Raw genomic sequence first — 9,320 nt, forward strand, 5'->3', positions numbered from 1 at the left:
GCAAGCTCCCCAGCAGCTGTCGTTGCTTTTGCACCAACGGCAAAATAAAAGTCACGCCAGTTAACTTACTAAACTATCCACTTCACCTCAAAATCAACTAGCTGAGCCTGAAGCCCTGCCTCATGCTCGAACCAGTAGTCAAACCCTTCAACATCACTTTTCTTCAAGTAAAGATAATACCCGCCAGTGTCGCCATCACGGTCGTCCGCAACAACAATTTCCCAGCCAGAATATTCGCCAGTGACAACAATACCCTTCCGAACGATAGACATATGCATATCCTAGTCCGCATAGGGAACATGGTTGTTAGAAATATATTTTCCAGTCACAGGGTCTTTAACTCCGAAATGTACATGTGGAACTCCCGGAGCGTGTGCTCCTGATATAGATCCTGAATCGATACGGAACTCCTTGGTGCCATCAGCGCTGTGAAACACCCCTGAGCCGGGCTTACCGATTTCCCTGTACCCGGAACCGAGATATTTTTGCCCTGCTGATAGAGCCTCATCAGTTGTGAGCGTCATAGAGCTCGTGAAATTTTTCTTACCAGATAGAGTTTCATTGATAACTTGATCTACACGCTGCCCAGCACCTGCTTCCAGTTGAATCTGTTTTTCAGCATTAACAAAGGTTTTCCAGTTATTAGTAGGACCAGCTAGTGGAGTCCGTGAAATATCAGTAGCTTTTGTACCCTCAAATAACTTCTGAATTGATTCCGAATAAGAACCTAACGAGCTAGAGCCGTCAGGATACACAACCTTCATCGCATCGTCACTCACCGTGACGAGACTGCCTTTAGGTACGACCTTACCATCTGCCAACGTGATATCGCCGCTCAAGCGAACCGTCGTATTCGCTTGAATAGTAAGGCTTTCTACATAATTCGCTCCACCTACCAGTACAGGACCCGGCAGAACTGCAGGGGGAGTAGTCTTGGGCCCGCCCGCACTGGAGCCAATAAACTCAAGCCTATCAACCTTCCCTTGAATAGCCAGTGGTGTCGCATCTGCCGCAATCGCCTTGTACGAGCTGCTGGAAACATCAATACCCGCTTTCGACAGTATCGAGGCTCCCTTGGCGATATTACCTTCGCTTCCAGCCACAACGGTCACGAATACCCCAAACACGCCCCCCAGCTGCTGCCCCAGCTTCTCGGAACGCACGTCCCCACCATGCTCAAGGGCGTCGGAGACCAGAGCCAGTTGTTCTCTTACCTGATCATATTTGTCACCAAGTATTTTCTGGGCATCGGCCGTCAGGAGGAACTCGTTCATAACGGCAATACTTTCGCCGGGATGCGCCATGAAGCCTGCCGCGCCATCGAGCGTTGCCAGCCCTGTCGAGGCGACTTCGTCAGTGAACCCTTTGCCAAATCCTGTCAGCGACTCCAGACCTTGGCTGGCACTTATCCGGTCCCATTTCCCCAAAATGGAAAGCCACTCACTGATAGACGTAGCAGCGTTCAGTTCTTTGTTACGCTGAGCCTTTTGCGCATTGCCAAGCCAGTTGTTGTCAACATTCGCGATAGCGGTGTTGTTGGCCGTTGCCGCTCCATTTGCATCACTCATGGCCGCGATACCGGTCACAAGGCTGGTGATGATGTTTCGCTTGGCCTCACGCTCTTCATTGGTTTCATCGGGGCGAGGTGCCCCGAACAGCCCGGCCAACACACCGCTTGCGGAGCCGGCCAGGGCACCCGCGGAACAACTTTGATTACTCGCCGCGGCCCCTGCGCACCCTAGAATCGCATGCAAGGCCGAATGCTCCGCACTCCCCTCTTTCAAGCCAGCTGCTACCAGTTTTCCTATGTAAGCAGAACCTTGCTGCTGCACATAGTTAACAACCATATTCTGAGCGAACTGCGCGGTACTACCACCAACATTACCGCTGACCCCTGCAACCAGTGCCGTTGCAATTTGACGATAGGTACCTCCAGCCCCCCAGTCGTTCTCAAGATCCCTGGCTTGCTGATTAAGCATCAGATATCTATTTCGATGAGCAGCTTGATCGTCTGGATCCGAGCTGTTGGCCAGTGCTTTTTCCTTATCGGCCTCTTGCCTCAGCGCGTCCGCTTCACGGGTTTTCGATTCAATGTATACGGATACGTTCTGCACAAACTTTGCCGTGATATCAAACCCGGCCTGAATCTCCTCCTGATTGAAAATCGGCTTGAGTTTATTGCTGCCGTCCCTGTCACTGGAAACATCGGTATTGATCGCCGCCACAGCCTCTGCGGCTGTCTGCCCGGTCAGCGCCTGCTGCTTGGCGTCATCAGTGATCTTGACGGTCGCGCCGCTGATACCGCTCCGAGTGATACTGCTCGCATCACCGCTGGAAAACAGTGCAATAGGGGTATTGGCGCTGACCTTACTGTTGTTTGGCACGGGGGTTCCTGGCGCACCGGCTTTTTGATCACCGTTGGCATCCCGCCCTATGTGCTCCCCGATGCCACCACTCAGTCCGATGCTGCTGGCGCTGTACTCGGCTTTGTTCTTGATATCCGAGGTCGTCAGCGTGCCAGTGGAAAGTGTGTTCTTTCCGTCCGTCACAGCCTGATCGGTGCTGGCGATCATCGCGCCTCGCAGACCCGTATTGCCTTTTACATCGATCTGGAAACCTGCATCTCCAGCCTTGATGCCCGTCTGCTCACTGACACTGGCATAGTCGCTTTTCATCTTCTGCTGGTTGAACGCTGCCGAGCCACTGACGCCATAGCAGAACGGTGGAATGCAGATGCTCACGCCAACACTGGCGTCGACCTGTTTGGAATTGAACTTGCTGGTGTCCTGCAAACTCGACAGGTTCAGGTCACCACCGACATTGGCTTGTACCTGGTTAGCCGTAACCACCGCGCCTCGGAGGTTGGTATCACTGCCACTGTCGAGCGCCGCCTTGTTGCCAGCCTTTATCTGGGTATTGGTTTGGGTGACATCACTGCCTTTCGAGTTCCCCATTCCCTTGTTTGCAGCCAAGTCCAACGTGAAGCCATTCTGCTGACCGCCGAAGCTAAACCCGATCCCCACACTCCAACCACTATTGCCGTTGGTACCGTTCTGCAATGCGGTGTTTTGCGCGGAGAACAGGTTGATATCACCATCGGATTTCAGATTGACGTCATGCCCGGCGTCTATGCGACTGCCCACCACATTGAGTGTGCTGTCCTTCCCTGCGCCCGTGGCAGTGACGTTGACATCACCGCCAGCAGCCAAACTGCTGGACACCACGTTCTGGCCCGACTGACTGCTCTCACTATGGCTTTGGCTGTTACTCAGGTTGACGCTGACCTTGACGCCGACGTTACCTTTCATGAGGTCTTGGCCGCTCTTGTAAGCCTGCCTGCCACTCATTGCCGCGTTCGCTGCTGCCAGCCCTTTCATCCGAGGGTCGGAGGTTTTTCCACTGGACTCGACCGCCTGCGCTACCCCACGGACCGCGTCGACCAGAGGTACATCAATGCTGCCGCCAATCGCAGTGCGGTTTGAACTCGCCGTATGATTGGCACTCAGAACGTCGAAGCCGGCCTGGATATCTACATTCCTGGCCTTGATCGAGATATCGCCTTCAGGAGCGATGACTTGACTGGCAATCTGGTTGTAGCGCTCACCCGCCGTAAGGTTTACATCGCCCTTCAGGGACGCAACCTGACTTCCAGCTTGCTGGGTACTCTGGTTCTGATCACCCTCCTTGAGCTTGACGATACCCACTGCGTCTTGCCACCAGGAGCCGATCTCACCGGCCTTCTTGCTGCTAGAGGAACCGCTGGAAGCGCTTTTGTTTTCAGCACTGACAATATCCAGGTTACGGCCCGCATCAATTTTCAGGCCGTTGTCGGTGACCAGAGTGCTGCCACGCACAGCCGTATCACGACCGCTCTTGATATCAAGGCTATCGGCGCTGATGCTGGTACCAATACTTTCACTGCTGCTTTGCTGCCCCTTCTGGCCTTTTTGCGTTATCGAAGGTGCCCCCACCCAATTCATCCCGAACTTACTGGACTGGCTGGAGTAACTTGCGGTGTGTTCTTGTTGCGCCGCTCCGATCTCGATGTCTCTGCCGGCACTCAACTTGGCATTTTGCTGCGCATAGAGCGCGGCAGCATTCATCGTCAGATCGTTATCAGCCTGCACATTTACAGTATTTCCGTGCAGCTCGGTGCTTGTGACAGTCAACTGGCTCGAAGATGAGCTGCTGCTTTTACTGGAGAAGAGACTTTTCTTGGAAGAAGCACTGGCTTGACTACTGAAGTTTTCGGCCACGCCCAAATTGATATCATGCCCTGCACTGGCCTTCAGGTCCCCGTCGGTAGACAGTTTCGCACCTTGCGCATTGATATCCCGGGCAGCAGAAACCACCAGTTTCTTACCTGCATCGATTGAGGAACTGACAGCAACATCAGTCTCGCTCTCTGTCATTTTCGAGCTTTTCTTACCCCAGGAGCCTTTCTTGGTCTTGGAATAGTAAGAGTAATCGGTGTTCTGTGCTGACAGTAGATTAAGGTCATTACCCGCATAAACATAAGCCTCATTAACCGAAGAAACTTTGCTGGCGACAAGCGTCAGATCTTTTCCTGCATTTAATGTCACACCGCCGCCAGCATTCAGACTGGTAGAAACCTGCTGACTATGATCCTCCTGGCTGGTGACCTTCTTGGTCCGGCCATACGAATGCTGCTCATCCGCCGCCGAAGAAAGCGTGAGGTCATCCACCGCCGACAGCGCTACATCGCGCTTAGCATTGATTTGGCTGGCAACCGCCGTCAGGTCGCGCCCGGCACTGATCGCCAGGTCGCGTCCGGAAGTGATACTGGAACCGTTCTGAGTGATCGTCCGGTCGTTGTGATGGTCGCCCAGGGTATTGCTGTTCACTTGCTCGGCAGAGGTGATATTCACATCGCGACCGGCCTTGAGTACGGTGTCCTGCGTACTTTTCAACACCCCACCGCTGTTGGCGATGTCACGCCCGGCGGTTACCGTCAGGTTGTTACCCGCCTCGATCCGCGCAGCACTGTCGGCGAACCCGCGCTGCTCGGTCTTGTAGCCCGTGCCGCTTTCGTGGGTGGTGAGGGTGCGCTCGTTGGTCACGTCACCCGTGGTGGCCGTGATGCTCACATCCCGTCCGGCGATGATGCCGCCGGCCTTGTTGGTCAGGTTGTGGCCCGCCAGCGCATCAAGACGGTTGCCCGCTTCCAGCAAGCCACTGTTGACCAGATCATTGCCGGCCGTGGCCGACAGGTTGTTGCTGGCACGCAAGGTACCCGCATTGTTCAACTCCTTGCCGGCGATCAGGGTCACATCGCTACCCTGGATCAGTGCGCCGTTGGCCGCCAGGCGGTTGTTGGCACTGGCCAGGTAAAGCACTGGTACCAACACTTGCTCACCGTTCACCGTCTGATTTTCCATCCAGACGATGTCGTGGGTCAGGGCCGCAACCTGTTCGGAGGTCAGACTTACACCCAGTTGCAGGTCCAGTTGCTGCTTGCTGGCGACGGCATTGTTCATAAGGTACTTGAACATGTCGTCATCGGAGGTCTGGCCGTCGATGAAACGCTGGCCCGTGCGGGCAGTCACGGCCTGCTGGATCAGCTTCTGCTCATAGAAACCATCACCCAGGCGCTTTGCGCTGGTCTGCGGGTCGTAGCCCAGGTTCGATAGCAGATAATCCGAGCTCATGAACTGCTTGAGGTCGGTGAGCACCGGGTTGGTTTCAATCAGGTACTTCTGCGGGCTCAACCGAGCAGAGGTGTCAGGCAGCCCTGGCACGTGAACCGACGGTTGATTGGTCGTACTGGTCTGCCCGCTCAGGCGAAACAGACCGTTATCGCCGACCGGCAGCGAGAAGCCTGGCAGGCTGACGGGATTGACCTGCTGCTGCGCCAGGTCTGGCGGCAGTTGCTGGTTGACGGTGATCCGGGTGGAAAAGGTGTTGGCCGGAGCCAGGGTATCAGTGCGCGGCCCGGCGCCAACATAGGTGTAGCCCGGGCGTACGACACTGCTGGTGATGCCGTTCTGGGCATTGACGCTGACCGCTCCACCCGCCTGGATGACGGCGGCGTAGCTCTGGTCGCTGGAGGCAATTTTCCGGGAGGTCTGGAACTGGCCCAACTCGGCTTCGGTCAAGCCGATAAAGCCACTCATGGCACCTAGCAGGCCGCCCACGTTATTGGGATTGTAGCCCGCACTCTGAAACCAGTAGCTATTGTTGAAAGACGCGGCGTATGCATATAAGCCACCCGCGTCCTTGGTGCGCTCGGACCTGAACGTACGAGAGGTCTCGGTTTCACCGGTCTCGATACCGCTATTGGTCAGATTCGTGACGGTCGCGCTCAACGCGCCACCTGCGGCGATCGTGCTGCTGCTGTTAAGCAGGTCAGCACTCTTGATTGTCAGGTTACTGCCCGCCGTGATGCCGGACGCCGCGCTGGCCTCGGTCACTTCGAACTTGTCGCGCTGGACAATCTGCCAGACGTGGTTCTGCTTGCCGCTGCAGTCGCCGGCGTTGTAACCCTCGATGCACTGGATTTCGCCAATCGAGGCGGTGTAGATCCCCTGGTCGTTGGTGGTCAATACCGCTCGTACGTTCTGGATCGTGCTGGCCGCCAGCCTCATGCTGGCGTCGCTCTGGATCGAACCGGAGCTGTTGACGATGCGGCTGGCCAATGCACCTTGGCCATCACGGTCGATGGTCAGGTTGCCCATGCTGTAGACGTTGGCATAGCTGTTGTTCAACGAATCGACCCGCAGGCCCATGTCGCCGCCACTGAAAATCAGGCCATGGTCATTGAGCAGCGCACCGGTGGTTGCAATGAACTTCTGCGCACTGCCAAGGGTGCCGTAGTTGCTGATACCCGCTGCGGTCACCGTCATATCGGCGGCCGAAGTGAGGCGACCGTAGCTGCTCAGGACGCCGTCCACGTTGACGGTACTGATGCCGCCCGCGGCAATACTGCCGGTCTTGTCCAGATTGATCAGCGCGGCGTGCAGGTCGAGGTCGTCGGCGCTGCTCAGACGGCCTTTGCCACCGTAGCTGCCAGTCAGGTCGACAGTGGCGCGACCGTCCGTACCGATCTGGCCGTCATTGTTCCAGTCGACACCCGTGCCGTTCAGGCCGGCAGTAGCAAGCAACTGGCCGGTCGTGGTCTGGGTCAGATGGTTGACGTTGACGGTCAGGTGGTTGGCCTGCAGGGAACTGCTGTTGGTCCAGTTGTCGCCGTCAAGTGTCAAATCGCCGTGAGTGACCAATTGGCCACCGACGTCGTTGAGATTGGCCATGGAGAGACCGAAGATCCCCGTGCCCACGTGCAACACGCTGCCGCCCAGGTTCTGGAAACTGCCAACGTCGAGCCCCAGATCGGTGTTGGCGGTTTCCAGGGTGCCATTGCTGTTGTCGAGCAGGCCGCCGATGGCGAAGACAGTCCTGAAGCTCTTGCCCAGTGCCCGCAACTGGCCGTTCTGGTTGTCCAGACTGGCTGCCGTGGTCGACAAGGTGCTGCCACTCTCGATGATGCCCTTGCGGTTGTTTAGCTTGCCCAACAAGGAGAAGCTGATTTCGCTGCCGCTGATCTTGCCGCCCTGATCACCGCTGTTGTCGAGGTCATTACCGTTGACCCGCACCAGGTTGCCGGCGTAGAGACCGCCGTTGCGGTTGTCGATGTTACCGCTGCGGGCATCAAGCACGGCATCGCCGGCCTGGGCGGCGATACGCCCGCCATTATTATCGATGCCGCCCAACGCATTGAGCATCAGGCGCTGGGCCTGGAGTGTGCCGCCCTGGCTGTTGTTGCCCTGGTCGTAGCCGTTTTTCAGGACGCCGACGACCTGGGTTTCCAATGCGCCCTTGACGCTGGACAGCGTGCCACCGCGACTGTCGAGATTGGCCGCGCTCACGCCCAGGTCGCCGTCCTGGGCGATGACCTTGCCGCTCTGGTTGTCGATATCACCGCTGACCGTGAGGTTTACCGCACCCTTGCCCTGCAACGAGCCCTTACCGTTGCCCAGGCTGGCGGCGGTAAGTTGCAGATCGGCGTTACGGCTGGCGATCAGACCGTCACCGCTGTTGTCCACCGCACCGCTGGCGGTCACCAGCAAGGTGTCATTGGCACCAATGGTGCCCTGATGACTGTTATCCAGGCCACCGGTGAGCAGGGTCAGCAAACCCTGGCTGTTGATCCCGCCATTCTGGTTGTTGATCTGCGCACTGCGCTGGACCAGCAGCGGGCCCACGCTGGACAGCTTGCCGTTGCTGTTGGTCAGGGTGCCGAGCAGATCGAGGGTCACGCCGGCATTGCCCGTGAAGGTGCCGTTGCTGTTGTCGAGGTCGGTGCCGGTGAACGTCAGGGCGTCGGTGGCGTTGACCGTGCCGCCGTTGTTTAGGGTCATCGCTTGCAGGGTCAGTGCCGCGCCACTGCTGATCGAACCGTCCAGGCTGTTGTCCAGCAGGCCGGTGACGGTCAGCCGTTGTCCGGCCGCGCTGGAGAGTACGCCCTTGTCGCTGTTGTCGAGGCTGTCGGCCCGGACGGTCAGGCTCTTCTGGCTGACCACGGCGCCAGCATGACTGTTGAGCAGCGCACCGCTGAGGGTGACGCCGACATCGCCGTTGCGACTGGAGACGGTGCCGCTGTTGCGGTTGTCCAGGCTGGTGCCATTGACGGTCAATCTTTGCCAGCCGGAGAGCAAGCCATTCTGGTTGTTCAATGCTCCAGTAGCGGTCAGATCCAGGGTGCTCTCAGCCATCACCACCCCGGTGAGGTTGTCCAGGGTGCCCAGAATCAAGGTGGCGTCGCCCTTGCTGGAGAGTTCGCCGCCGTTGTTGTTCAGGTGCCCCAGGGTGGCGGTCAGTTGGCTGGCGCTATTGATCAGGCCGCCCTGCCCGTTCAGTGCCTTGTCGGCGGTCAGGTTCAGGCGGTCGGCACTAAGTACCCGGCCCTTGTTCTGGTTGTCGAGGGTGTCGGCGGTGACCGTGGTCTGCCGCTGGCCGCTCAGGGTGCCGGCCTGGTTGTTCAGGGTTTGTGTGGTGGTAATCGACAGGTCACGGCTGGCAAGGATGGTCTTGCCGGCGTTGATGAGGTTCTGCGCCGTGACGCTGACGTCGCCTTCGCTGTTGCGGGTGTTATCAAGATTGACCCCGGCTTCGATGATGCCGTTGTTGCTCAACTGGCCGCCGCTGTTCAGGGTGATGCGATCCTTGGCGACCAGGTTGTTCTGGCTGCTCAGGTCGCCTTGGGTTTGCATATCCAGGGTGGTACCGGCGTAGACCGGGCCCTTGGCTTCCAAGCTCTGGGCCTTGAGGTTGACCGCACCGGTCGCCGCCGTATCGACCATGCT

General features: G+C 57.6%; 2 protein-coding genes. Both read right to left on the bottom strand.

The features are described 5' to 3' along the window. Window positions 1–68: 68 nt before the first annotated feature. Window positions 69–272 (bottom strand): hypothetical protein, encoded by a 204-nt coding sequence (locus tag HX881_RS31265; RefSeq protein ID WP_177088430.1) that lies wholly within the window; start codon window positions 270–272, stop codon window positions 69–71. Between the two features lie 9 nt (window positions 273–281). Further along, window positions 282–9,269 (bottom strand): hemagglutinin repeat-containing protein, encoded by an 8,988-nt coding sequence (locus HX881_RS31270; protein ID WP_246356625.1) that lies wholly within the window; start codon window positions 9,267–9,269, stop codon window positions 282–284. Window positions 9,270–9,320 lie beyond the last annotated feature (51 nt).

Source organism: Pseudomonas gingeri (genome assembly GCF_013386115.1).
Classification (GTDB): domain Bacteria; phylum Pseudomonadota; class Gammaproteobacteria; order Pseudomonadales; family Pseudomonadaceae; genus Aquipseudomonas; species Aquipseudomonas gingeri.